Source organism: Micromonospora sp. DT68 (assembly GCF_049847245.1).
In the GTDB taxonomy this organism is placed as follows: domain Bacteria; phylum Actinomycetota; class Actinomycetes; order Mycobacteriales; family Micromonosporaceae; genus Micromonospora; species Micromonospora profundi.
The window spans coordinates 149,075-174,650 of the sequence record NZ_JBNCNZ010000006.1 but is presented as its reverse complement, the minus strand read 5'-3'; the positions used below and the strand labels follow the sequence as shown (position 1 = coordinate 174,650).

General features: G+C 70.0%; 21 protein-coding genes. 9 read left to right on the top strand and 12 right to left on the bottom strand.

From position 1 onward, the window contains the following. Nucleotides 1–22: 22 nt before the first annotated feature. The 6 genes from ACPXB1_RS13460 to ACPXB1_RS13435 all read right to left on the bottom strand — a co-directional run bounded on the left by ACPXB1_RS13460 (nucleotide 23) and on the right by ACPXB1_RS13435 (nucleotide 6,343). A complete protein-coding gene (locus ACPXB1_RS13460) occupies nucleotides 23–823 on the bottom strand; it encodes an ATP-binding cassette domain-containing protein (RefSeq protein WP_355591757.1) in 801 nt (266 codons plus the stop codon). Then, a complete protein-coding gene (locus ACPXB1_RS13455) occupies nucleotides 820–2,067 on the bottom strand; it encodes an alanine racemase (protein WP_355591760.1) in 1,248 nt (415 codons plus the stop codon). The genes ACPXB1_RS13460 and ACPXB1_RS13455 overlap by 4 nt, the downstream gene beginning before the upstream one ends. 19 nt (nucleotides 2,068–2,086) lie before the next feature. Further along, the gene (locus ACPXB1_RS13450; protein ID WP_355591763.1) at nucleotides 2,087–3,067 is read right to left on the bottom strand and encodes an ABC transporter permease; all 981 of its coding nucleotides are present in this window, start codon (nucleotides 3,065–3,067) and stop codon (nucleotides 2,087–2,089) included. Next, complete coding sequence (locus ACPXB1_RS13445) at nucleotides 3,068–4,114, bottom strand: ROK family protein (protein ID WP_355591766.1); 1,047 nt, start codon at nucleotides 4,112–4,114, stop codon at nucleotides 3,068–3,070. Then, nucleotides 4,114–5,106, bottom strand: a complete 993-nt coding sequence (locus ACPXB1_RS13440; RefSeq protein WP_355591769.1) for a phosphotriesterase family protein — start codon at nucleotides 5,104–5,106, stop codon at nucleotides 4,114–4,116. Before ACPXB1_RS13440 ends, ACPXB1_RS13445 begins: the two co-directional genes overlap by 1 nt. A gap of 118 nt (nucleotides 5,107–5,224) precedes the next feature. Next, nucleotides 5,225–6,343 carry a substrate-binding domain-containing protein gene (locus ACPXB1_RS13435; RefSeq protein ID WP_355591772.1) on the bottom strand — a complete coding sequence of 373 codons (1,119 nt, stop codon included), beginning with the start codon at nucleotides 6,341–6,343 and terminating at the stop codon, nucleotides 5,225–5,227. Nucleotides 6,344–6,726: 383 nt separating this feature from the next. Here ACPXB1_RS13435 and ACPXB1_RS13430 point away from each other — a divergent pair, with 383 nt between their 5' ends. Next, entirely contained in the window at nucleotides 6,727–7,920 is a 1,194-nt protein-coding gene (locus ACPXB1_RS13430; protein ID WP_355591775.1) for an ROK family transcriptional regulator, read from the top strand. A gap of 104 nt (nucleotides 7,921–8,024) precedes the next feature. Here ACPXB1_RS13430 and ACPXB1_RS13425 read toward each other — a convergent pair whose 3' ends face one another. The 3 genes from ACPXB1_RS13425 to ACPXB1_RS13415 all read right to left on the bottom strand — a co-directional run bounded on the left by ACPXB1_RS13425 (nucleotide 8,025) and on the right by ACPXB1_RS13415 (nucleotide 12,196). Beyond that, a complete protein-coding gene (locus ACPXB1_RS13425; RefSeq protein WP_425735350.1) occupies nucleotides 8,025–9,908 on the bottom strand; it encodes an alpha/beta hydrolase-fold protein in 1,884 nt (627 codons plus the stop codon). A 327-nt stretch (nucleotides 9,909–10,235) separates the two neighbouring features. Then, complete coding sequence (locus ACPXB1_RS13420; RefSeq protein WP_355591781.1) at nucleotides 10,236–10,868, bottom strand: molybdopterin cofactor-binding domain-containing protein; 633 nt, start codon at nucleotides 10,866–10,868, stop codon at nucleotides 10,236–10,238. A gap of 107 nt (nucleotides 10,869–10,975) precedes the next feature. Beyond that, a complete protein-coding gene (locus ACPXB1_RS13415) occupies nucleotides 10,976–12,196 on the bottom strand; it encodes an oxygenase MpaB family protein (protein WP_355591784.1) in 1,221 nt (406 codons plus the stop codon). A 284-nt stretch (nucleotides 12,197–12,480) separates the two neighbouring features. On the opposite strand from ACPXB1_RS13415, the gene ACPXB1_RS13410 reads away from it, so the two are divergent. The 4 genes from ACPXB1_RS13410 to ACPXB1_RS13395 all read left to right on the top strand — a co-directional run bounded on the left by ACPXB1_RS13410 (nucleotide 12,481) and on the right by ACPXB1_RS13395 (nucleotide 17,641). Next, nucleotides 12,481–13,665, top strand: a complete 1,185-nt coding sequence (locus ACPXB1_RS13410) for an acyl-CoA dehydrogenase family protein (protein ID WP_355591787.1) — start codon at nucleotides 12,481–12,483, stop codon at nucleotides 13,663–13,665. After that, entirely contained in the window at nucleotides 13,658–14,731 is a 1,074-nt protein-coding gene (locus ACPXB1_RS13405; protein WP_355591790.1) for a phosphotransferase family protein, read from the top strand. Before ACPXB1_RS13410 ends, ACPXB1_RS13405 begins: the two co-directional genes overlap by 8 nt. A gap of 26 nt (nucleotides 14,732–14,757) precedes the next feature. Next, nucleotides 14,758–15,525: an SDR family NAD(P)-dependent oxidoreductase gene (locus ACPXB1_RS13400; RefSeq protein ID WP_355591793.1), complete on the top strand. Its 768-nt coding sequence runs from the start codon at nucleotides 14,758–14,760 to the stop codon at nucleotides 15,523–15,525. Between the two features lie 247 nt (nucleotides 15,526–15,772). After that, entirely contained in the window at nucleotides 15,773–17,641 is a 1,869-nt protein-coding gene (locus tag ACPXB1_RS13395; RefSeq protein WP_425735349.1) for an AMP-dependent synthetase/ligase, read from the top strand. Nucleotides 17,642–17,654: 13 nt separating this feature from the next. Here the strand turns inward: ACPXB1_RS13395 and ACPXB1_RS13390 are convergent, their stop codons facing one another. Next, on the bottom strand, nucleotides 17,655–18,569 hold the full coding sequence (locus tag ACPXB1_RS13390; RefSeq protein WP_425735348.1) for an oxygenase MpaB family protein: 915 nt from the start codon (nucleotides 18,567–18,569) through the stop codon (nucleotides 17,655–17,657). A gap of 109 nt (nucleotides 18,570–18,678) precedes the next feature. Here ACPXB1_RS13390 and ACPXB1_RS13385 point away from each other — a divergent pair, with 109 nt between their 5' ends. The 3 genes from ACPXB1_RS13385 (at nucleotide 18,679) to ACPXB1_RS13375 (ending at nucleotide 21,655) form a co-directional block, all read left to right on the top strand. Next, nucleotides 18,679–19,149: a DUF4334 domain-containing protein gene (locus ACPXB1_RS13385; RefSeq protein WP_425735347.1), complete on the top strand. Its 471-nt coding sequence runs from the start codon at nucleotides 18,679–18,681 to the stop codon at nucleotides 19,147–19,149. Nucleotides 19,150–19,176: 27 nt separating this feature from the next. After that, complete coding sequence (locus ACPXB1_RS13380; protein ID WP_425735346.1) at nucleotides 19,177–20,268, top strand: NAD(P)-dependent alcohol dehydrogenase; 1,092 nt, start codon at nucleotides 19,177–19,179, stop codon at nucleotides 20,266–20,268. Nucleotides 20,269–20,437: 169 nt separating this feature from the next. After that, nucleotides 20,438–21,655 carry an oxygenase MpaB family protein gene (locus ACPXB1_RS13375; RefSeq protein ID WP_355591808.1) on the top strand — a complete coding sequence of 406 codons (1,218 nt, stop codon included), beginning with the start codon at nucleotides 20,438–20,440 and terminating at the stop codon, nucleotides 21,653–21,655. Nucleotides 21,656–21,667: 12 nt separating this feature from the next. On the opposite strand, the gene ACPXB1_RS13370 is transcribed toward ACPXB1_RS13375, so the two are convergent. Together ACPXB1_RS13370 and ACPXB1_RS13365 are read right to left on the bottom strand one after the other, a co-directional pair. After that, the gene (locus tag ACPXB1_RS13370) at nucleotides 21,668–22,831 is read right to left on the bottom strand and encodes a TetR/AcrR family transcriptional regulator (protein ID WP_355591811.1); all 1,164 of its coding nucleotides are present in this window, start codon (nucleotides 22,829–22,831) and stop codon (nucleotides 21,668–21,670) included. A 149-nt stretch (nucleotides 22,832–22,980) separates the two neighbouring features. Next, nucleotides 22,981–24,177 carry a TetR/AcrR family transcriptional regulator gene (locus tag ACPXB1_RS13365; protein ID WP_425735345.1) on the bottom strand — a complete coding sequence of 399 codons (1,197 nt, stop codon included), beginning with the start codon at nucleotides 24,175–24,177 and terminating at the stop codon, nucleotides 22,981–22,983. Between the two features lie 184 nt (nucleotides 24,178–24,361). Between ACPXB1_RS13365 and ACPXB1_RS13360 the strand changes: the two genes are divergently transcribed. After that, complete coding sequence (locus tag ACPXB1_RS13360) at nucleotides 24,362–25,576, top strand: acetyl-CoA C-acetyltransferase (RefSeq protein WP_355591817.1); 1,215 nt, start codon at nucleotides 24,362–24,364, stop codon at nucleotides 25,574–25,576.

Genomic DNA, 25,576 nt, shown 5'->3' with positions numbered 1-25,576 from the left:
CTTCACCAACAGCAGCCGGGGCTCAGGACTGCTCGACCTCGCCCGACGCACCGGTGATCATCGAGACGATCTCGTTGCGGCTGGTCTCCTCGATGTTGCGGACACCGACCTGGCGGCCACGGCGCAGCACGGCCACCCGGTCGGCGATCCGGAACACCTGGTCGAGGTTGTGGCTGACGACGAGGACTGCGGCGCCCCGTTCCCGCAACTTCATGATCAGCTGCTCCACCTTGGCGGTCTCGGCCACCCCCAGCGCGGCGGTCGGCTCGTCCATCAACACCAGGCCGCTCGCCCAGTGGGTGGCTCGGCAGATCGCCACCGCCTGACGCTGCCCGCCGGAGAGGTCCCTGATCGTCGCCTTCGCGCTGGGGATGCGGACGTCCAGGGCATCTACCAGTTCCTGGGTCTCCCGCGCCATCCGGCGGCGGTCCAGCAGCCGCAGCGGGCCGCGGGTCAACTCCCGGCCGAGGAACATGTTCATGTAGACCGGCTGCGAGTCGGCAAGGGCCAGGTCCTGGTAGACGACCTCGACCCCCTGCCGTCGGGCGTCGGAGGCGTCCCGGAACGTCACCGGTCGGCCGTGAATCCGCAGCTCGCCCTCGGTCGGCTGGTACACCCCGGAAATGATCTTCACGAGGGTGGACTTGCCGGCGCCGTTGTCACCGACCAGCGCCGTGATCTGACCGGCGGCCAGTTCGAGGTTGAACCGCTCGATCGCGACGACCCCGCCGAACTGCTTGCGGATGTCGCGCAGCTGCAACGGTGGGGCGCCCGTGCCGGCCGCGTCACCGGCCGGGACTGTGTTCTGGGTGACAGTGCTCATGATGCCCTCCCTGTGCTGCCGGACGTGTGGGTGCGCGGGTCGCTGTCGTCGAGCCGGATCGGCGTCGACCCGTCGGCGGCGTAGACGCCGGTGACGGCCGGGGCGCCGGAACGCACGCCGGTCACCCCCGCGGTCAGCGCCCGGGTGACGAAGACCTGCGGGCGGAATCCGAACAGGACGGTGTCGCCGGGTGCGACGGACGGCACCGCGCCGACGTCAGCCATCGCGTAGTAGTCGATCGCCTCCGGCGCGGGCATCTCCACGTCGACCAGGTGCGCGTCGTCCAGACCACCGCCCCGGGGCACGATCAGGGCGCGCGTGCCGCCCAGACCCAGCACGGGGTCGACGTAGAGCCCGCCACCGAAGACGTACGCCCGGCCGTCCCACAGGTGGGACACCTCGCTGACGTAGAGCACGGCGGGCTCCTCGACCAGGTCGGTGACAGCGTGCCAGGGCGTCGTGCCGGTCAGCCCGTGACCGGGCTCGACCTGCGTGGCACCCGCCTCGGCGAGCATGCCCAGGATCGCTGTGGACGTCGTACCCGGGGCGTTGATCTCGACGTGGGACCGCCCGGCGGCGCGCAACGCGGCGGCGGCGGTCCGCAGGGTTTCGAGGTTCGCAGTCGGCACCACCCGGCCGGCGGCCGGGTCGAACAGTTGGGTCGGGAAGCTCGTGACACCGGCGAACCGTGCCCCGGAAAGGGCATCGAGCCGGTCGGCGACCGCGACGATCTCGTCGGCCGGGTAGCCACCCTCGTGACCTCGGTAGAAACGGTCGCCGGGGGCGCTGATCCGGGCGAGCAGCGCCTGCTCCCGGCCGGCGGCGGCGCTCGCGGCCGCCGCCTCGCCGGCCCTGGTGTCGTTGAAGACCGTCCAGTATCTCGGGGCGAGCGCGGCGGCGGTGGCTGCCTCGTGCCGGGGAATCTGCACCAGGTGACCGAGGTGACCGATGCCGAGCCCGCCGCGTCGATCGGCCAGGGCGCACTGCAGGTCCACGCCGACGGCGTCGGTGATGCCGGCGTCGCGGATCGTCCGGCAGAAGTCGGGGTTGCGCCCGACCTGCTTCGTCATCGCGTACGTGGAGAGCCCGTGGCGGTCGGCCTCACGCTTGATGGCGGCGGCGTTCGTCGCCACGGTGTCCAGGTCCAGCGCATAGCAGTTGGTCGGCAGGTCACCCCTGCCGTGCAGGTCCGCGGCAGCGGCCAAAAGGCCCGGGTTGCGGCGTCGCAGCAGATCCAGAAACATGCGTCAGCTTCCTTCCGGGTCAGCTGCGCCGCTCGCGCAGCGAGAGGGAGACGGCCACGAGGATGATCGCGCCGCGCGCCATCATCTGCTGGGACACGGACAGCCCGGCCAGGATCAGGCCGTTGTTGAGCATGCCCATGAGCAGGCTGCCCAGCAGCGCCCCGACGATGGAGCCCTTGCCGCCGAACAGGCTGGTCCCGCCGACGATCACCGCGGCGATCACGGTCATCAGGTCTGCCTCGCCGAGGGTGTACCGGGCGCCCTGCAAGCGGCCGGCGTAGAGCAGACCGGCCATCGCGGCGCACATGGCGCTGCCCATCATCACCATGATCTTGACGCGGACCACGTTGATGCCGCTTACCCGGGCCGCGCCCACGTTGTCGCCGATCGCGAGGGTGTGCGCGCCGTACCGGGTCTGCCGCAGCACGAGGTAGCCGACGACCACTGCCGCCACCGACCAGAGCACCAGGCCGGGGATGCCGAAGATCTCGCCCTGGCCGAAGATCGCGAGGAACGCGTCGTTGCCGACCGGCACCGACTGGAGGCCGGTGACCTCGCGGGCCAGACCGGCCACCGCACCCATCGTGGCGAGGGTGACCAGGAAGGACGGTAGCCGCACGAGGGTGACGAAGACGCCGTTGACCAGGCCGACCGCCGCGCCGGCGAGCAACCCGGCCGCCGCGCCGAGCAGCATGCTGTCGGTCTCCCGCAACGTCACCGCGCCGACCAGCGCGGAGAGCGCGACGACCGAGCCGATGGACAGGTCGATCTCACCGGCTGCCAGCACGAAGACCAGGCCGACCGCCATGACCGTGATCGGCGCGGTCTGGATGATGATGTTCGTGAGGTTGCTGGTGGTGAGGAAGCCATTGCTGCCCTGCGTGATGGCAAAGAACAGGAACACGACGGCGAAGCCGATGTAGACCACGTAGTCGCGCCAGTTGAACCTGCTCCAGGCCGGCCCGCTTCTGGCCTTCACCGCAGCATCGGTCTGGGTCATCTATCGTCCCTCCGCTGTTTCGAAAGAGGCGGTCCAGCCGGGCTGGGTCGCAACGGGCCGCGCCGCCGAACCGAGGTGGGCGGGCAGGTCGTGGTCGGTCGGCGGACCGCTGTGGACGCCGGCCTCTTTACGGGCGACCGCGATGGCGCCGAGCAGGCCGGCGCGGTCGCCGAGCAGACTGGTCTTGATCTCCGGGGCGTCCGCGCTCAACGCGGCGACCCAACGCCGGACCGGATCGACAAGCTCGACCCGGGAGCCGATCCCGCCGCCGAGGACGACCGCCTCCGGGTCGAGGACGGCGGTGACCGCGACGATTGCCAACGCGATGAAGCGGGCCTCCTCGTCGATGGCCGCCCGGGCGCCCTCGTCGCCGGCCGCGGCCCGGTCGAAGACATCGGGCACGCTTGCCTGCTCGCCGCTGACCGCCCGGTAGCGGGCGGCCAGGGCAGCGCCGGCCACCGCCTGCTCCAGCGCGCCGTGGACCTGGTTCGCGGGATCGAACGGGTCGGTGCCCAGTGGCAGGTAGGAGATCTCCCCCGCCGCGCCGCGGGCGCCGCGGACCAGTTCGCCGTTGAGCACGATGCCCATGCCGATCCCGGTGCCGACGGCCACGAAGACGAAATGCCGATGGGTACGTCCGCTGCCCAGCCACCGCTCTCCGGCGGCTGCCATGTTGACGTCGTTGTCCAGCACGACCCTGTGACCCAGCCGGCTGGTCAACTCGGCCCGGATGTCGAAGGACCCGAGTTCGGAGACGTTCGGGGAGAGGTCGACGGTGCCGGTGGCCGGGTCCGGGGCGCCGGGCAGGCCGATAGCGCTGACCCGGACGTCGGACCACGGAATGCCGGCCCGGACGGCCAGGTCGCGGAGCAGCATGTCGATCTGCGCGGCGACCGCCACCCCGCCGCGCGGGTCGGTGGCCAGCACGTCCTCGGCCACGATGTGACCGGCGAGATCCGCGATCGCGGCCCGGAGCTTGGTGCCGCCGAGGTCCACACCGGCGACGTACCCGGTCGAGTCGGACCGCGGGTTCGGGTGGCCGGCCATCAGCCGACCGTCAGGAGTCGGGCCGGGTTGGCCACCAGCATCGCGTCGAGCGCTTCCGGCGGCACACCGAGCCGGGCGAGGCCCGGCACGATCTCCTGGCCGAGGTACGAGTAGCCGAGGCGGCCGTGCGTGCCCGGATTCAGGTACGCCTCCGCGCCGGTCAGGTCCATCGAGAGCAGGATCCGGTCGGCGTACCCGTCGCGGACCAGCCCCGCGAGCATGTCCAACCGGGCACGGTCGGGCCGGTGGTACGCCCGCTTGCCGAACTCACCCTCGGGCGGGTTGTCCGGCAGCGGGGCGAGCACGAAGTCCCAGAACTGCTTGCCGAGGGTGTCGAAGGCGATGTTGACGCCGGTCGCGAGCACCGCCCGCAGGTAGTCCGGGTCGGGGTTGATGTCCAGGTGGCCGATGACGATGCGGGAGAGGTCGGCTTTCTCCTCGCGCAGGATCTCGACCTGCTCCAGCGCCATCGTGCCGTGCGTGGTGTGGGTGTTCACCGACAGCCCGGTGGCCACGTGGGCGCGGGCGGCGGCACGCAGGCACTTCTCCTCGTGCGGGGTGATCTCGTTGAGTCCGGTGGCCTGCTCGCCGAAGATGCCGACCTTGACTCCGGTGTCGCCCACCCCGATCGTGGCGTCGGCGACGAACCGCTCCCGCATCTCGTCCACGCTGGCGTTCAGCGCCCAGCCCGGCGAGTACGGCTCCAGGTAGATCGCCGATCCGGCGACGACGTGCAGGCCGGTGCGTTCGGCCACCTCGCGCAGCAGTGTGACGTCGTGGCCCACCACCTCGTACGGGGACAGGTCCACGATCGTGCCGAAGCCCAGTTCCGGCAGGCCGCGTACGGCGTCGACGGCGAGGTCCGCGCGGTCGTCGCCGGCGCCGCCGGACAGCCACGGCCCGGGCACCAGCGCGCCGAGGTGCTCGTGGCTCAGCACCCGGCCGAGCGACTCGGGGGACACTGGCCCGAGGACTGTCTGGACGTACCCCATCTGGCTTTTCCTTCCATCGCGCTTCGCAGAGGGCTCGCGGACCCGGCCGTGTCGCGCGGCCGGGGTGAGGCCCGGGGTCTCGTCAGGGAGAGGCCCCCGGGCCTCGCGTCACCTGCTGTTAGTTGGCGCGCACCTCGGCCGGCGGCTCCTGGCCGTAGTCGTCGCGCCAGGCATCGGCGATGTTCTCCTTGGTGGCGGCCATCGGCGATCCGACGACCAGCTCGGGAGCCTTCTTGTCGAGCAGCCCGTAGGCGCCGACGATGCCCAGGCTCTGGCCGAGCCGGGTGGAGCCGTTGGCGACGACGCCGACGATGTTGCCGCCCTTGACCATGTCGGCGGCGAGGTTCGCCTCCAGGTCGTTCGTGACGATCTTGACGTCGGTACGACCCTGCTGCCGGGTCGCGGCGAGCACGCCCTCGGCGGCGGTGGCCCAGGCGACGTAGACGCCGTTCAGGTCGGAGTGGCGGGTCAACATCGCGGTGGCGATGTCCTCGGTGCGCGCCGGGTCGGAGAACCCGCTCTCCTCGACGATCTTGATGTCGGGGTAGAGGAAGTTCAGCCAGTCCTTGAACGCCTTGTCCCGCTGGTTGGTGAACCAGAAGTCGGCGTCGTGGTAGATGTAGCCGACCTTGCCCTTGCCGCCGAGCGCCTTGCCGAGCATTTCCGCGTTGGCCTTACCGAACGCGGTCAGGTCGGCGGTGACGATGCCGACGATCTGCTCCCCGGCCTTGTAGCCCTTCGGCGGGGTGGTCATCACGACCAGCTTGACGCCGGCGTCGACAGCGGGCTTGAAGGCCGCCGCGGCCGCGGTGGGGTCGACAGCGATCGTGACGATCAGGTCGGGCTTGAGCGCCAGGACGGTCTGCAGGTTGTTGGCCTGCCGGGCGGCGTCGAACTCGGCGCTGGTGCTGGCCAGCACCTTGATGCCGAGCTGGTCGAACTCCTTGCGGACGCCGGACTCCACAGCCTTGGTCAGCGCGGATCCCTCGTGCCAGACGAACGCGGCCGAGAAGTTGCCGTCCTTGACCTTCTGCTGCTCCTCGGGGGTCAGCGAAAGCTGGTCGGCGGCGGTGGGCGTCTCCCCGCCGGGGCCGACGAACGACAGGCTCGGTTCGGTGCGAGGACCGCTCGACGCGCCGCCGTCATCACCGGACGTCTCGGTCGAGCAGGCGCTGACCATGAGCGCCAGGGCGCAGATCGCGCCCAGAACTGCCCCACGCCTACGGGTGAGATTCATAGCTCTTCCCTCCACAGCAACGGGCCCGGAGCCGGTGGCTCCGGACTGAGACGGGGTTCCGACGTGACCAGCACGGCACGTGACAAGGGACCCGTGCCGTCACCCCGGCTCCGGTCCGTACCGGCGGGGCGGCGGCCTCTATTTCCGTTCAGGATGAAAGTATTAACGTCCCTGCTCACACCAGTCAAGAGGCCCGCTCGGAGATTTCAGCCACGCGGTTCGACCATAAAGATGGGCATCTGTCCGGCTACGGCGGAAATGCAGTGGACGGCGCGAGTCACCGGCGGCATCCCGAGACCCGGGCGAACCGACACGCGCTCGGGTGTTGCGGCGGCCAGGGCGCAGCCTTAACATTCGGTCGGAAAGAAATAGGGGAGGTGGACGTGGAAGCACAGGCGCCGCGACGCGCGAACCGGTCGACAGTGCTGACGCACGTACTCACCCACGGCCCGGTGACCCGTACCGCCATCGGCCAGGAGACCGACCTCTCCCCCGCCACGGTCTCGCGCATCGTCGAGCAACTTCTCGACGAGGGGTTGCTGACCGAGAGCGACGGCACCCCGAGCACCACCCGGGGCCGGCGGGCGACACGGGTGGCGATCGCCGCCGGACGGGGCGTGGTCTGCGGAGTCGACGTCGGCGGCTCCAACGTCCGACTGGTGGTGGCCGACCTCGCCGCCACACCGCTTGTGGGCCGCACGGTCCCCACCCCGGCCGACTACGACGCCCCCCGGCTGGCCCACTGGCTGGCCGACCTCATCCGGCAGACCGTCGGCGACCATCTCGACCGGCTCGACTGCGTGGCGGTGGGGCTGCCCGGTGCCGTTCGGCAGCACGACCGCACCGTCCGTAACGCGCCGAACCTTCCCCAGGTCGAGGATCCGGAGTTCCTTCGCCTGCTGGAGAAGCGGTTGGCCACCGGCATCGAGGTGGACAACGACTCCAACTACGCACTGCTGGGTGAGCTGCGCTTCGGCGCGGCGCGCGACACGCAGACCGCTGTGATGTTCACGATCGGGGCCGGGCTCGGCGCCGGCGTCGCCATCGAACGGCGGCTGTTCCGGGGCCGCAGCGGCATGGTGGGCGAGTTCGGGCATCTGCCGGCCGGCCCTCTGGGCGGCGCACTCGAACAGATCATCACCGGGCCCGGCATCCTCGCCCGCGCCCGCGACCTCGGCCTACCGTTCGACAACGCGGCCGACGTCTTCCACTCCGGAGATCCCCGCCTGGTGCCGGTCAAGCAGTACGTCGAGCAGGCGCTGCTGATCATCCTCACCGCCGCAGTGGTTGCCTACGAACCCGAGGTGATCGTCCTCGGCGGCGGCATCTCCCACGCGCTCACACCCGATCTCGGCCGACTGGGCAGTCGGCTGCGAGAGATCGTGCCCTCCGCCCCGGCGGTCGTCCAGAGCGCGGAACTCGGGGACCTCTCCGGCGCGTTGGGCGCCGTGGTGGCGGCGCTGCACAGCGCGTACGGCCGACTCGGGCTCGCCGAGCCCGACCTGGCCCACGTACCCCAGTCGGACGCCCTCGTCGGCTGCGACCTGCGCGCGTTGGCCGCCACGGCGGACGCCTGACCGTCAGACGCCGCCGGGCCGTGCCCCGACTCGGGGCTCCGGCCGGACGGCGCCGGTGATGGTGGGCCGACGACCTGCGATCGCCGGCCCACCATGCCGAAGGGCTACCGCACCCGCAGCTGCTGATGGACGGCCGCGGTGGGGGCGTAGGTCGGGTCACCGGAGTAGGCGACGTGGACCGGGTATCCCCCGGCCGACAGGCCGCTGGTCGGCAGGTTGACGACGGCCGCGCCGTCGGTAAGCGACACCACCTGCGTGCTACCGCCGAACGTCACGGCGATCTCACCGGTCACCGGCGGCGCCTTCTTGTGCTGGGTCTGCGCCCGCAGGTCGACGTCCAGCCTGAAGGTGCCACCCCGGACGATCGACGCGGGCGCGGCCTTCGCCTTCACGACGACCCGTGCCGCACCCGGAGGCGTCAGGGTGACCCTGGCCGTGCCCGCCTTGGTCGGGTCGACCACCGACGTCGCCACGACGGTGAGCGCCGAAGCGGTCTCGTTCGCCGCCACCGAGAGCCGACCGTCCGCGGAGACGGTAGTTCCCGCCGAGGTCGCGCCCGTGACCGACCACGTCACCGCCGGACTCACACCGTCGTTGGTGGTGACCTTGGCGGCGAACTGCCGGGTCCAGTTCCAGCCCTGCGTCAGGCTCTCCGTCGGCGGGATCACCGACACCGAGTCGACGCCTGACCACAGGTGGTCCCGGGCGAAGATCGTGAACAGCTGGCCCGCCGTCATCCCGTCGTGCGCACCGGGCACCTGGGTCGTGTGGGCGTCGTACCCGCGGGCCCGGAAGTTGTTGGCGATGCCGTTCTGGGCGTTGAGGTTGCCCTCGAAGACGCCGTTGCCGAGGAACACGAAGAGGTCGTCGTCGCCGACCGCGCCGGCGATGGTGTCGTAGTCCTGCGTGGTGAGGGACGGGTTGCCGGAGAAGTGCCCGTAGAACGCGAACGTGGTCGGATAGTTCCTGATGACGACGCCGCCGGTCATCCCGCCATAGGAGAACCCGCCGTAGGCACGTCCCTCCCGCTCGGTCGAGACGTTGTAGTTGGCCTCGATGAGGGGAAGGATCGTCTGGACCAGGTTGTTCGCGGCGTTGGTCTGGTTGTACGAGGCGAACCCGAGGCTCGTGCCCGTGAAGTGGTTGCCCATGGTGACGACCACAGTCGGCTCGATCTCGCCCTTGGCCGTCATGTTGTCGAGGATGTTCGGGACGTTCGCGGGGACCATGAAGTCGGTCTCGTCACCGAAGATCCCGTGGGCCAGGTACGCGACCTTGTACGGCTGCGCCCGGTTGGGGTCGTAGTTCGGCGGCAGGTAGACACCGAGGTAGTGGCCACTGTCGCCGAGGATCGTCGTGTAGGGGATGTACCGGACGGTGCCCCGCCGCGACGGGTCCGACACCGGCAGCTCGTACTCCGAGCGCTCCTTCAGCACCGGGTCGTTCTGCTTGTCGGCGTACGGCACGTACACGGCGTCGAGCACGTCGTTGTTGCGGACCCGGAACGAAGACTCGCCCGGGGGTCGGGGGTTCGTCGAAGCCGGGTCCCAGATGCGCTTGTTGACCCAGCCCTGGGTCGGGTCCCAGACCCGGTACCAGTAGCTGAGGCTGCCGGCGTGCAGCGGGACCGAGACCGACCAGTAGCCGGCAGGGTCCCTGGTCATGTCCCTGAGAAACTCGGTACCTCCGGCGTGGTACCGCCCCGGCTGCCACGCCTCCGGCTGGTACCGCGTGGTGCCGGTGCCGACGTCGAGCAACGTCAGGTCACCGGCCAGGCGGACCTGCGTGGCGTTGGGGTTGTGGTAGACGAACCTGACGGTGTAGCCGGTCGGTGAGGTGCTGTCCGCAGTGACTGTCGCACCTTCCACGAGCGCGGTCGTGGTGGCGGCGGCAGCCGGCGCGGAGACGATCGCGCTGGCACCGAGTGACGCGAACGCGAGCAACGCGACCGCACGCGCGAGCCCGCGCCTTCCGATCGCCTTCCTCATCTGAGCACACTCCTTCGTAGTCTCATATCTTGTCCTTTCCGACCCACGGTTCTATTCGGACACTGTCGACTGAGGGCAGCACTGATCGAGCCCCAATCGGGGCGCAGCGCTTGATTCGGCTCATTACCGGAGGAGCCACCGGAGCTGAAGGCGTCTGGGGACGGGGACGCGGGTTGGTGGTGGTGGAACGTGAAGAGCCTCCTCCTGGGCCACTCGGGCTCGCGCCCGTCGATAACGACCCGTTCCGGCACTCTCTGGACCTGGTGCGGCGCTAAATCGAATTAGCAAAATTAGTGTGGCCGCGCACACCTTCCGATGTCAAGGGATCTAGCGCCCGCGCGCCGGCCCGACCGCCGGATGGCCGACGAGGGTGCGACCGTCGCGCGGGGCGAGTTCCACAGCCACGGCGAGGGTGCTCGGGCTGGCGGCCCTCGTGGCGAGGGCACCGATGTCGACTCTCCGGCCGGCGTCGTCGGTGACGAAGCCGGCCTCCAGCCGCAGGTCGCCAAAGGGTACGTCGAGCACTGCCGACGCGGCCCCCAGGAGCCGTTGTCGGGCGATGGCCGCTGCGACCCGGATCGGCGCATAGGACGGCCCGACGGCAGCCAGGGTGCCCGCACGCTCCGGCCGGGCGTCGGCAGGTGCCACGCGGATCCGTCCCCGCGGGACGCAGAGTTCCTCGGCGATCAGGGTGGCGGTCGAGGTGGTGGCCGTCTGCCCCATCAAGGCTCGGGGCACCGCGAACGAGACGGTTCCGTCCTCACTGACCTCGACAGCGATCAGTGCCGAGGTGGTCAGCGCCACGGCGGTCATGATGCCGTTGAGGCCGAGCAGCTCCGTCGGGTCCGACGACGGCAGCTCGGCAGCACCGGGGGGCGTCACCAGTTCCGCAGCGGTCACCAGCACCGGTGCGGCCAGTACGTACCCGGGGAAGCGTCCCCGGGTATTGCGCTCCACCATGGCCGTTCTCACTGCTGATCGGTGTGCTGTCTCGCGAACTGGGTGCGGTGCGTCGGCAGGGGTCGGGGACGCGACACCGGCCGCGTCCCCGACTGCGACGTACATGTTCAGGATGGGCGGTTGCCGAGCGGGATCTCGATGTTGATCTGCTGCCCCTCGGACAGGAAGAGCAGTGCCAGCTTGCGCAGGAACTCGTCGAAGAGCCAGTAGGACGGGGGCGCCAGGGGAAGCGGGAGCAGCGCCTCCCGGACGGCGATGAACGGCCCCCAGGCCGTCTGCAACAGGGTGTCCCAGAGCGGTTCCCGGGGGATCTGCAACCAGTTGGCGATCTGGTTGCCGAGCAGGAACCTCGTGAACGAGCCGAGGATGGGCTTGCTCAGGATGCCGGCGTCGATCTCCTTACCGAGGTCGAGCAGGATGTCCGCGAGCGCGATGCCCTCGGGAGTCGGTGCCAGCACCGGGTCGAGGACCTGGTCGGCCTGGGCGTTGGCCTCGCTCCACGTGGCGGGGATGTACTCGTCCTTGATGCCCAGCATGTGTGCGGCCACCTGCCACAGGTGGAGGAAGGCTGTCGACTCCCGGGTGGGGATCGGAACCCGCCACGCGTTCAACTGGCGCATCACAGTGGTCGGCAGGCTGTGCCAGGTGACCATCATGTCTCGCTGGCTGATCGGGATGTCCTCCGGGGCGACGGCCACCCACCTCGGCGACTGTGGCAGGAGGTGGCGCACGCCGGCGTGCGCCAGCCGGGTCTTGACGGCCGTCACGATCATCGAGCCGGTGGGCTGGTAGGCGTTCGCCGTGCCGATGTCGTATCCGAGCTTGGCCGTCTTGGAGATGCGGTCCTTCATGTCCGCGCCGCCCTCGGAGTAGTAGACGGCGCGGGCCTCCTTCGGAATGACAGTGCTCATCATGCCGCTGGCAAGGCCGTACAGCACGCCGAGGTAGAGCCCTCGCTTCTCGTTGAACTGCACAGCTGTGGCGAGCTTGCCCTGGTCGACCCAGGACGGAAGCTGGCGGGCACGCTCGATGAACTGGCGCACGTCGGCGGGCAGGCCGTCCGGCAGAGGCTGCCCGTTCCTGGTCCAGGTCCGCAGCACCCGGTTGACCAATGGCGCGTCGCCCCTGTCGAGCAGCGAGGCGACCAGAGGGTCGGCCTCCTCGTCCCACACCCATCGCGGGTCGGTGCCCGCCCCGGCACCCGCGACCGAGCCCACTGGGGACCAGGACCATGGTGCGGCCTGCGCTGGCGTGGTGGCACTCAACGCGCCGAGCGCGCCCAAGGCCCCTCCGACCTGCAACATCTTGCGTCTGCTGAGTGGTTCCACGGCTCACTCCTCGCGGTCGAGGCCATTGATACGGTGAAACAAATGTTGCGACCGTGTATCAGATGAGAGCACACTGTGCCGGTGATCACAAGGAGGATCGCGACGGCCATCTATGTACGGCGCGATCTGAACTGCGCGGACGTCGCGCGACACGAAGTCGCCACGGTGGCAACCGGTTCCGGCGTACGTCCTGGCCGGACAGTCCAGACCCAAAGAGCCGGTCGGTGCCCCACCCGACCACTGGACTCCGCGTCCGGGCGACCAGACCGACCAGGAGGCACAGGGTGCGTACGGATAGGACAGTCGACACCGGCCCGGAGAGCCTGACGGAGCGGGTTCGGCGATTCATCGACGACCAGGTGATTCCGGTCGAGCGCGAGATCGAGACCGATCCGGGGATCCTCGCCAAGCTTCGGGCGGGGGCCCGCGCCGCAGGCGTGTTCGCCCCGTCGGCGCCCACCGAATACGGCGGCCTGGGACTGCCCCTGCTCGAACAGGCCGACGCCCTCGAAGAGGCAGGCAGGAGTCTGCTCGGTCCGCTCGTCATGAACTGCGCGGCACCCGACGAGGGCAACATGACGCTGCTGGAGCACATCGCCACGCCCGCGCAACGCGAGCGGTACCTCCGGCCACTGGTCGCCGGTGACGCTCGTTCGGCGTTCGCGATGACCGAGCCCGCCCCGGGCGCCGGATCAGATCCCGGAGCGCTGACCACGACAGCCGCGCGTGACGGCGACGACTGGGTGATCGATGGCGGGAAATGGTTCATCACGGGCGCCGACGGCGCCGCGTTCTTCATCGTGATGGCGCGCACGGGCGCCGACGCCGCGACGATGTTCCTCGTCGACGCCGGCACGGCCGGGCTGTCGGTCGGCCGGCACATCCCGACCATCGACGCCGGCTTCACCGGCGGACACTGCGAGGTGGCGTTCGACAGCTGCCGGGTCCCGTCGTCGGCCGTGCTGGGTGAGGTCGACAGGGGTTTCGTCAACGCGCAGGTGCGGCTCGGGCCGGCCCGTCTCACCCACTGCATGCGCTGGCTCGGTGTCGCCCGCCGCGCTCACGAGATCATGCTCGGCTACGTCGTCGAGCGGAAACTGTTCGGCAGCCGGCTCGCCGATCTCGGCCTGGCACAGCACCTCATCGCCGACAACGAGATCGACATCGCGGCGTGCCGGGCGCTGATCCGTACCACCGCCGCGACGCACGACCGGCATGGACGCGCGAACAACGAGACGTCGATAGCCAAGACCTTCGTGTCTGAGGCCGTCGGGCGGATCGTCGACCGCTCGGTCCAGTTGTGCGGCGCGCAGGGCGTCTCCCATGACCTGCCGCTGGCGCGGTTCCTGGCCGAGGTGCGCCCGTTCCGCATCTACGACGGCGCATCCGAGGTGCACCGTTGGGCGGTGGCCCGCCGCGCTGTCCGGCGGTACGAGGCCGCCCGATCAGGCGGGGCAACGCATGGCTGAGCAGGGCTGCGATCCGCCGGGCCTGGCGCTGCGCCGCCTCGTGCCGTACCTCATGCAGTATCTGCCGGAGGTCGACAGTGCCCTGCCCTGGCACGCGGAACTCCTCACCGGCGGCCGGAGCAACCTCACGTACCGGATCAGCCAGGGCGAACGGTCCTGGGTGCTGCGGCGGCCACCGCTCGGCCACGTGATGCCCAAGGCGCACGACATGGCGCGCGAGTATCGCGTGCTACACGGCCTGCGATCAACGGCGGTGCCGAGCGCCCGGCCACACCTGCTCTGCGCGGACGAATCCGTCATCGGCGCCCCCTTCCTCGTCATGGAGCACGTCGACGGCGTCGTGCTCTCCTCGGCGGCCGACTGCGCCGGTCTCCCCCGAGAACGCGCGGCAGCCATAACCGACGTCCTGGTCCGGACGCTGGCGACGCTGCACGACGCCGACCTGACCGGCACCGATCTGGAGACCTTCGGTCAGCCGGTCGGCTACCTGGGCCGGCAGGCCACGCTGTGGACCGCCCAGTGGACCCGGACCAAGGTACGTGACCTGCCGGGATTCGAGCGGCTCGCGCGCTGGCTGGCCGCCCGCACGGACGCGTTCGCCGACCGGCCGTGGGCGCTGGTGCACGGCGACTACCGGCTGGACAATCTCATCCTCGCGCCGGACACCTCACAGGTACGCGCGGTGCTGGACTGGGAGATGGCCACCCGTGGCGATCCGGTGTGCGACGTGGCGCTCCTGCTCGTCTACTGGACCGAGCCCGGAGACACGCTGCGGCGGCACGTTCCGGTGGCCCTCGGCGTGACCGACCGTCCCGGGTTCGGTGACCGGGCAGCCGTTCTGCGCGCCTACACGGCGATCCGTCCGGTCGACAGTGACCACCTCGACGTATGCCTCGCTCTCACCTGCCTCAAGCTCGCGGTCATCATGGAATCCATCTACTTCCGCCATCTGCAGGGCAACCAGCTGGGATCGGACGCCGCGGAGATGGCCGGGGCGGCTGCGGCGCTCGTGGACATGGGCCTGCGGGTCGTCGACGGGCAGGGCGTCGCGGCGCTGGGTTCGTGACGGAACCGCCGAAGAGAGGAGACGAGATGAGCGTGACCGACGGGCAGCTTCAGGGCAAGGTCGCCTGGGTGACGGGCGCCGGCCAGGGCGTGGGAGCGGCGATCGCCGAAGGGCTGGCGGAGGCGGGCGCTTCCGTGATCCTCCAGTCGCGCCGGATGGACGCGTTGGAGGCGGTGCGCGACAAGATCGTCGCCAACGGTGGTACGGCGGACATCGTCGCCGGTGACGTCACCGACGAGGCTGTTGCCGAAGCCGTCGTGACGTTGGCCCGACGACGATGGGATCGCCTGGACATCCTGGTGAACAACGCCGGCATCAGCCCGGCGCTGCACCGCAGCGAGCAGCTGAGCGTCGCGGACTGGCAGCAGGTGATCGACACCAACCTATCCGGGGTGTTCGTCTGCGCCCGCGCCGCCGGCGCGATCATGATCGAGCAGGGCGCGGGCAGCATCGTCAACATGTCATCGGTGCACGGCCAGGTCGGTCTTCCGCGACTGGCCGCCTACAGCGCCAGCAAGGGCGGAGTCGAGCAGCTCACCCGGACGCTGGCCCTGGAGTGGGCGGCCGCAGGCGTACGGGTGAACGCTGTCGCGCCCGGCTACCTGGAGACACCGATGACGGCAGGGCTACGCAGCCACGACCAGTGGTCGAGGCGGTTGCGCGAACGGATTCCGATGGGCCGGTTCGGCCAGCCGCACGAGGTCGTCGGTGCCGTCGCCTTCCTGGCCTCGGACGCCGCCAGCTATGTCACCGGCAGCATCCTGCACGTCGACGGCGGGTGGACCGCGCAGTAACCACCGGTCCCGCCCCGACGAGCGCCGCTGCGGCCGCCCCGCCCCGGGGCGGCCGTTTGGTTAGGCGAAGTTCTAGCGCTGGTCACGACTGCGGCCCAGATACCCGCGTACGGACAGTCGGTCCTTCCCAGAAAGTTAGCCCTCGTTTACAGTGCTGTCACAGGCTGCGGCACCCTCGCCACCACCACGATGAGGGGTACACCGGCCTCACCCCACCAGGCCCGGTTACGGCTGAAGGAGTAACCCCATGGACCCCGCCGAGACTCTTGCCGACCAATGCGCCAAGACGGCCGCCGACTTGACCGTTCCCGCCCTGCTGCACCGCAACGCCACCGAATTCGCCGACCTGCCGGCTCTGACCACACTCGACAGTGACGACACCCGCACGTGGGCGCAGGTGCACGCCGAGGTCACCGAGATCGCCTGCGGCCTGGCCGACATCGGCCTGGAGCCGGGCGGCCACATGCTGATCATGATGTCGAGCCGGCCGGAGCACTGGCTTGTCGACCTCGCCGCAGTCCACCTGGGCGCGGTGCCCTCCACGATCTATCCGACGCTGAGCACCGACCAGATGCGATACCTGGCGCTCCACAGCAACGCCCAGGTGCTCGTGCTGGAAAACGCCGCAGCGCTGGACCGCTGGCGTCCGGTCCTGCCGGACCTGCCGCACCTGCGCCGGATCGTGGTGGTCGACGAGGCCGAGCCCGACGACCTGTCCCCGAAGACCGTGCCGCTGTCACAGGTGCGTTCCGCCGGTCAGGCAGCGCACCGGGCCGACCCCGCCGCCTTCGAGCGGCGCTGGCGCGCGATCCGACCCGAGCAGCCGGTGACGTTGCTCTACACGTCGGGGACGACAGGTGACCCGAAGGGGGTCGTACTCAGTCACCACAACGTGATCTACCAGGCCGTGGCCCTGGAGGCCAACGTGTTCGTCCCCGACCACGCGCCGTCGGTGGCCTACCTGCCGCTGGCCCACATCGCGGAGCGGTTCCTGGGCATCTACAACCCCATCTACCGCGCCGGCCACGTGACCATCTGCCCGGACCCCACCCAGCTCATCAAGGCCCTGCGCACTGTCGCTCCGTACTCGTTCTTCGGTGTTCCGCGAATCTGGGAGAAGATGGCCGCCGGCGTCCAGGCCCACCTGGCCGCCGCGGAGCCCGCCGTGCAGACCGCCTTCAGCGCCGCGAGCGCCGTCGCCCTTCAGGCGTACGAGCTGCGCGCGGCGGGCCAGGCCGTGCCCGACGAGCTGGCTGCCCAGTTGGCGCAGGCCGAAGCCACGGTGCTGCGCCCGATCCAGTCCACACTGGGCCTGCAGAACATGCTCTGGGCCGGCAGCGGCGCCGCCCCGATCCCGGTCGACGTCCTGCGGTTCCTGGCCGGGCTCGGCGTCGACGTGCTGGAGGTGTGGGGCATGACCGAGACCACCGGCACCGCCACCATCAACCTGCCGGACCGTTTCCGTACCGGCAGCGTCGGTCGGCCCCATCTGGGCATGCAGGTACGCCTCGCCGACGACGGTGAGATCTTCGTACGCGGGCCGTTGGTCTGCTCCGGATACCTGCGCGCCGACGGCAGCATCGAGCCGATCGTCGACGCGGAAGGATGGCTGGCCACCGGCGATGTCGGCACGATCGACGACGACGGCTTCCTCACCATCACCGACCGCAAGAAGGAAATCATCATCACGTCCAGCGGCAAGAACATCTCGCCGGCGCAGATCGAGGGGCTGCTTCGGGCACATCCGCTCATCGGTCAGGCGGTCGCGATCGGCGACCGGCGACCGTACGTGACAGCGTTGATCGTGCTGGACGACGAGGTCGCTCCCCAGTGGGCGCGGGCACGTGGCATCAGTGACGCGCAGCTGCCCCACCTGGCCTCGGACCCCCTGCTGCTCGCCGAGATCCAGGCCGCCGTCGACGCCGCGAACGCCAGGCTCGCGCGACCGGAACAGGTGAAGACCTTCGAGGTGTTGCCGTCGAGTTGGACGCCGGAGTCGGGCGAGCTGACCCCGACGCTGAAGTTGCGCCGCCGGGTCATCGTCGAGCGGTACGGCGACAGCATCGACGGTCTCTACCGGTCGGCGGCCCCGGCGGCCGAGTCCGCCACCGGCTAGCCGTACACCACTGTCAGCGATCGGTCGGCGGCTCCGGGCGGGCCAGCCACTTCGGGTCGAGGTCGGACGGCGGTGGCGGTGCGCCCAGGTCGGAGGGCTCGTACCCGTGCGGGTAGCCGGGGTATGTGCGGTTGTCCGGCGCGATTGTCAACCTGCTGGTGCCGCGCGGCGGCATCAGGCGCACCGCCGCAGCCCGGCCGCGCAGCCCGTAGGTGACCACGGCGGACACCCAGCGCGGCGCGGCCGGGAGCCCGAAGGCGGCGCGCAGCTCGGCGGGCAGCAGTGCGAGCACTCCGAGCCGCGCGGCGCGGCGCAGCGGGCGCGGGTACCAGGAGGCGAACAGATCCAGGGTGTGGGTGGCGATGCGCTGGTTGCTCGGGTCGTAGCGGAACGTGGCCCGTTCGTACTCGCGCTTGAAGTCGAGGAACGCGTCGAAGTCGTCCGGCACGTCGCGGATACCCATGCGCGCGCCGACGGCCCGGTAGTAGTGGAACGCTGCCAGCCGCTCGTGCTCGTGCAGCCGGCGCCAGCCGAACCGGTCCAGCCAGTCGATCGGCTCGTACACGAACGTGGACAGGACGTAGCGCATGTCGTCGTTGGAGATGGCGTACCGATGATGTGCCCGGTTGATGGCCTTGAGCGCCTGCCGGCCGCGCGGCGAGTCGTAGCCGTGCTCGGCCATCTCGGCCATCAGCAGCGCGGTGTCGTCGTACCGCCGCTGGGCGCGGAGCCGGAACTCGCCGGTGGCGTCGAGCAGCGCCGAGATGCTCGGCACGCAGTACGTGCGCAGCAGCGCCAGCTCCAGCGCCCGCTGGTAGTCGAAGGGAAACTCGTAGCCGATCGAAATGCGGTAGATCTCGTGATGGTCGCGGACCGGATCGAGTGCCTCGATACGGCGCAACCAGCGGTGTCGGCCGCCATCAGCCATCGCGATCACCTCCCCAGCAGGTTCGGCGACGGCGCGGCGCGTTGTCAAGGCCGGGTGCGGTGCCCGGCCAGGTGCCCGCGACCCTCACAAACGGCGAGAGGAAGCCACGATGAACACGAGCACGGCCCGAGACCGCTTCGCCGAGCTGCGCCGACGGGGCGGCCGGGTATCCGCCGCCGAACTCGACGACATCTGGGCCGCGTTGGACACGGTCCGCCCCGAGGAGATTCTCGGCGAGTGGAAGGGCAGCGCGCTCGACACGGGGCACCCCCTCAACGGGCAGCTGGACCGGGTCCGGTGGTACGGCAAGCGTTTCGTCTCCCGCGCCGACGTCAAGCCGCTGATCTGCCGCGACGACAGGGGCGAGTTGTACTCCAACACCGTGCTCGGCAAGGGCGAGGCCAGCCTGTGGATCGTCGAGTTCCGTGGCGAGTCGACCGCCACAATGGTCTACGACGGGCAGCCGGTCTTCGATCACTTCAAGCGAGCTGACGAGAACACCCTCATGGGGATCATGAACGGCAAGAACGTCCCCGCCGAGGGCCCCTTCTTCTATTTCGTCCTCGAGCGCGCGGCCTGAGGCTGACCGCGCGCGAAGGAGTCCGCCATGCGAATCCGAGCTGCCGTCACCGACACCCCAGGCGGGCCGTTCGTCGTCCAGGCCGTGGATCTCGAGGCGCCACGGCCGTACGAGGTGCTGGTCCGAATGGCAGCTGCCGGCCTGTGTCACACCGACCTCAGCATGCAGGCGATCTGGCCCCGCCGGCTGACTCCCATGGTCTTCGGCCATGAGGGTGCCGGCGTGGTCGAGGAGGTCGGCGCGGCGGTGACCACTCTCGCGCCGGGCGACCGTGTCTGCCTGACCTTCAACAGTTGCGGTGGGTGTGAGCAGTGCGTGGCTGGTCACCCGGCGTACTGCCGTCGCCAGGAGACCCTGAACACCTCCGGCGGCCGGGGCGACGGCACCACCCCGCTGTCCCGCGACGGCGCACCCGTACACGCGGGGTTCTTCGGCCAGTCCAGCTTCGCCACGTTCGCGCTCGCCCACGAGCGCAACGCCATCCGGGTCCCTGACGATTTGCCGGCCGTCGTCGCCGCGCCGCTGGGCTGCGGTGCGCAGACCGGGGCGGGTACGGTACTCAACCGTCTGCGCCCCGAGCCGGGGAGTTCCCTGGTCGTCATCGGTGCCGGCGGGGTCGGACTCACCGCGCTCATGGCCGCGCTGGTGCGCGGCTGCGCCCCTGTCATCGTCATCGAGCCGGTCGCCTCGCGACGAGCCCTGGCCATCGAGCTCGGCGCCACGGCGGGCCTGGACCCGAAAGCGGCCGACCTCGTCACCAACGTGCGTGACCTCACCGGTGGCGGCGCACACCACATCGTGGACACCACCAGCCGTCCGGAGATGCTCCAGCGGGCCGTCGCCTTCCTGCGTCCCCGGGGCGACCTCGCCCTCGTCGGTGTCGGCACCACAGTCGCCTTCGACGTCATGAGCCTGCTCACCAAGGGGATCCGTGTTCACGGCGTGATCGAGGGCGACGCGGACCCGCCGCGCTTCATCCCCGTACTGGTCGATCTTCACCAACGCGGCCTCTTTCCGCTGGACCGGCTCATCGCCGCCTTTCCCTTCGACAACATCGGTGACGCCGTGGCCGGCATGCGCGACGGCTCCGCGATCAAGCCTGTGCTCACCTTCGGTTGACCCGGCCTCGCCATCGCGGAGCCGCGTCGCGCCTACCCCCTTGTCGGCAGAGTCAAGCTCCTCTATGTTAATAGAAAATCACACGCCCGGATAACTTGAAACCTGCTTGTAGCACCCCATCAAGCTGGTGTTCAGGGCGATGTCCGGCTAGCCCGGAAAGCGGTGGCTAATGGAAAATCTCAGCAGAAGAAGCGCCCTGACCCTCGGCGCGGCGCTGGGTCTGGTAGCCGTGACCGACGTGCCCAAGGCGTGGGCGTGGTCCTCGACCAACTCGATCGCCGGGACCAACGCGGTCACGGACCCGTGGGACGTGTGGGACGACGACACCGACCCGCTCGTCGCCTCCATGCTCGACAACGGCCAGATCCCGGCCGTCAACAACGCGTTCAAATCGTTCATCAAGAACGGCGACCCGGTGCCCAGCGGCCTGCCCCCCGCACTCACCACCTACCTCAGGCAGTTCAACAAGCTGCCGTCGTGGGCCGACCAGGCCAAGCTGGACCGTGCCGCCCAGTTCAACAAGCGCATGAGCATGTACCTGTTCCTGCTGTACGGGCTTGGCAGCGGCATCATGAGCACCGTCATCCCCCGCGAGGCCCGTAACGTCTACTGGTCCGAGGGCGGCGCCGACATGAAGTCACGCGCGGCGAAGACCTTCACCTACGGCTACGACCTGAACACCCCCGACGCCTTCAAGCCGACGGGCAACTTCATCACCACCTCCACCAAGACCCGCCTGACGCACGCCGCGGTGCGGCACCTGCTGCCGCAGTCAGCGGCGTGGCGGGGGGTCACCGACCATCCGATTCCGATCAGCAACGGCGACATCCTGATCACCTTCCACAGCCTGGGCACCTACGTGCACAGCAAGTTGGTGGAGTGGCGTCGATACGGCCTGCGGGTGTCGGCGGCGGAGGAGGAGGCGTACCTGCACATGTGGCAGGTCGCGCTGCACCTGCTTGGCGTACGGGACGAGTTCATCCCCGCCACCTGGGCCGCCGCACACGAGCAGTCGCAGTACGCGCTGACGCCGATCCTGGCGCCGACGCGGGAGGGCATCGACCTGGCCGACATCCTGTTGAACCTGACCTCGTCGGTCGACCTGGGCATCACCAAGGGATTCCAACGCGAGTTCGCGCGCTACGTGCTCAGCGACCAGATCGGTAACTGGCTGCGGTTGCCGCGCGACCTCATTTCGCGAGGCGTGATCGAAGCCGGCTGGCCGACGTACATCATGTTCCGCGAGGGGCTGTCACCCATCATGCCGCGCACCTTCTCCACGTTCGACCACTTCGTGCGCGGCCTGGCGATGCTCTTCCTCAACAACGGCACCTCGGCGTCGCACACCCCCATCACCATCCCGGTGATGAACCGGCCCGGCAGCTGAGTCGGCCAGTGCTCACCGCGTCAGGGCACCGGTGACCAGGGCGGTCACCGCGTCCCGATGGCCGGGCGCATCCTGCCAGCGCAGGGCGCGCCCGGCCTCGACCACCACCCCGAAGCCCGCATGGACCAGCAGTCGGGCCTGCCGTGGGTCCAACTCCGGGCGGACCATCCGCACCTGTTGCTCCCAGACGGCGATGTGCTCCCGCTGCGCGAGGATCAGGGGCCGCCGCAGATCGGCCGGCAGACCGGCGACCTCGGCCTCGGCGACGCTGGTGAGCGCGTTGTGCTCGAAACAGTAGGCCACGTACGCCGCCGCCAACGCGACGACGGCCTGATGTGGGTCGGTCGCCCGGTGAAGGCTCCGCTCCACCGCCTGGGCCAGCAGGCCCGCCGCCTGCAGGCAGGCGGCCACCAGAATGTCGACCTTTCCGGGGTAGTGCCGGTAGATCGCGGACGGGGCCAACCCCACCGCCTGGGCGATCTGCGCGTTCGTGACGTTGGCGAAACCGTCCCGCGCGAAGAGCGGGACGGCCGCCGCCAGGATCTCGGCGCGTCGGGTACGCGGCACGGGCTGGGCGGGCAGTTCGACCAGGCGCGCGCTGCCCGCCGCCGTCGCCGGATCGGTGGCCACCACACCCAGGGCGGACGCCAGCAACAGATCCTCGATCCGGCGTTGGGCGATCGAGGTGCGGTGCATGGTGATGGACCCGATCACACCGAGGGCCGCCATCGCCCGCAGGCGCTCGTCGGGCAGCGGGTACTCGCGTCGTACCGTGTCGGTGACCCGCCCCACGACGTGCGCGAACTTCGTCCGAAGCAGTTGACGGTCCGCGCGCTTGAGGTAGCGGGCCTCCCACCGGTAGAGGCCGCCGGACACGCGGTGGGACACCGTGACCCGGGTGAGGGCGGCGAGCACGTCGGTCAGGGCCGCCTCGGGCGGCCACTCGTCGACGACAGCTACGAGCTTGTCGACGATGACGTTGGCGCACTCGGCGAACAGCGCGTACTTGTTCGGGAAGTGCCGGTAGAGGGCTGCGGCGCTGATGCCGACGACGGCGGCGATCTCCTCCATGGACGCCGCGTGGTAGCCGCGCTCGCTGAAGACCTGACCGGCTGCCTCGACGATGACCTGCTTGCGGTTTCGAGGTCGGGTGGCCGCGGTCGGCCCGGTAGTCACCGGCTCAGTCGATCAAAGGTGGGCGGACACAGCAGCACGCCTGACAGTCAATCACAGCATCGTCGCGCCCCGTGCTCACCGCCGGGTCCGCCGTGCCCGGGCGGCTCCGAGGCGCGCGGCCGGACCTGCCCGGCGCGGATGCTCGCTGGTCAGGCGTGCAGGACGGCGAGGGCCAAGTGGGCCGTCTGGGTGTCGTAACCTTCGGCACGGTCGAAGCGGCCGAGCCGGCCGATGTCGGTGATGACGTTGAGCGCGGCGTGGACGAGCACACGGGCGTCGGTCACCGGCAGGTCCGGTCGTACCGTCCCGACGAGTCGTACCCACTCCTCGACGTGCAGCCGCTGCGCCCCGCGCAACTGGTGACGGTCCTTGTCGGGCAGGTTGTTGTTCTCCGCCAGGTAGACCGCGACGAGGTCGCTCTGGCCGAAGGCGTAGGCGACGTAGGCCCGCACGACTCGGCGCAGGGCGTCCGCCGGGTCACTCGCCTCGGTGATCGCCGCGCTGGTGGCCCCGGCGAGGCGGTCGGTGGCGCGGTAGTAGGCGGCCGCGAGCAGGTCGGCCTTGCTGGGAAAGTACCTGTACACGCTGGATGCCTGCATGCCGGCCGCGCGTCCGATGTCCTCGACGGCCACGGCGTGGTAGCCGTGGCGGTGGAAGAGGCGGATCGCCTCGATCAGCAGCAGTTCCCGGCGCGCCGCCGGGCGCACCGGCGCGGTACCCGGGGTGCCGCGCTGCGGTGGCGGCAACTGGGGCGCATCGCCGCGCAGGAGGGTCCAGGCGACCCGGGTGAGCAGTTGCTCGGTGCCGGTGCCGGTGGTCGCCGCGCGGTAGGTGGTCACACTGCCGAAAGCGCTGAGAGCCGCGTTGACAAGCAACTCGGCCTGCTCGGCGGTCAGTTCGGGCCGCAGCTCGCGCAGCGGCCCGGCGAGGCGGCCGACAAGCGTGGTCAGGGTCGCGGCGAACTCGCGGCGATGCTCCGGTGTGAGGTAGCGGCCTTCCCACTGGTACAGCCCCGCGACGCGCCGCTTGCTCACGGCAACGCTGGCGAGCCTGCCCAGGAGGACGTCGAGGACGCCCTCGGCGGTGGCCGTCGGCGGGTCGGCGGTCGCGGCGAGCAGCGCGCCGACCACCTCCCGGGTGGCGTGCACGAGGATGGCGTACTTGTTCGGGAAGTGCCGGTAGACCGCCGGGCCGCTGATGCCGACGACGGCGGCGATCTCGTCGACGGAGACGCCGTGATAGCCCCGCTCGCAGAACAGTTCGGCCCCGGCCAGGGCAATACGGTCCTTGCGATCCTTCGGACGCTTCGTCGCTACGGGGCCGGTGCCGCTCGCTGCTGCTCGCACCTCTACACGTTAGCGCCACCTCGCAGGATTGCTGCGATGCCCCTCTGCCCTCTCGTTCGCCGTAAGCGATCCAGGCCGGATGCGGCCAGCAGGCATGAGGGGTCGATGTTGCTTGACAATCGGCCGCGAGCTCAACGAAAGTTAGGCTGGATTCGCATTCGGGTGAGCAGCGAGGAGCTTGGCTATGACAACCGAGGCGTTCATCTACGACGCACTACGCACACCGCGTGGTCGGGGCAAACCGAGCGGATCGCTACACGGGGTTAAGCCGGTTTCGCTCGTCACCGGCCTGATCGAGGAGACCCTGCGGCGGATGCCCGGACTGGATCCGGCGCTGATCGACGACATCGTGCTCGGGGTGGTGTCCCCGCTGGGCGACCAGGGCGCCGACATCGCCAGGACGGCCGCGGTCGTCGCCGGCCTGCCCGACACCGTGGCCGGCGTCCAGCTCAACCGCTTCTGTGCCTCGGGCCTGGAGGCGGTGAACATCGCCGCGCAGAAGGTGCGTTCGGGCTGGGAGGACCTCGTCCTCGCCGGCGGCGTCGAATCGATGTCCCGCATCCCGATGGGCTCCGACGGCGGAGCGTGGGCACTGGACCCGGAAACCAACTACACCACAGGCTTCGTGCCCCAGGGCATCAGCGCGGACCTCATCGCGACCATCGCGGGCTACGACCGCGACGTGGTCGACGGCTACGCGCTCCAGTCGCAGGTCCGGGCCGCCAAGGCATGGGCCAACGGCTACTTCAACCGCTCGGTCGTACCGGTGCGGGACCGCAACGGGTTGACAATCCTCGACCGCGACGAGCACATCCGGCTGGACTCTACAGCCGAAAGCCTCGCCGCGCTTCGTCCCTCCTTCGCCGGCATCGGGGAGCAGGCCGGCTTCGACGCCGTCGCGCTCCAGAAGTACCACTGGGTCGAGCGCATCAACCACGTCCACACGGCGGGCAACTCCTCCGGCATCGTCGACGGCGCCTCGTTGGTGGCCGTCGGCAGCGAGGCCGTCGGCACGGCCGCCGGTCTCGTCCCGCGGGCACGCATCGTCGCCACCGCGATCAGCGGCGCCGAACCGACGATCATGCTCACCGGTCCGGCGCCGGCCGCGCGTAAGGCGCTGAGCAAGGCGGGCCTCGACGTCGACGACCTCGACCTCGTCGAGATCAACGAGGCGTTCGCGGCCGTGGTCCTGCGGTTCGTCGCCGACATGGGCCTGAGCCTGGACAGGGTCAACGTCAACGGCGGCGCGATCGCGATGGGGCACCCGCTGGGAGCGACCGGAGCCATGATCCTCGGCACCCTCGTCGACGAGCTGGAGCGACGCGGTGGCCGCTACGGCCTCGCCACCCTCTGCGCCGGCGGCGGCATGGGCATCGCGACAGTCATCGAACGAATCTGA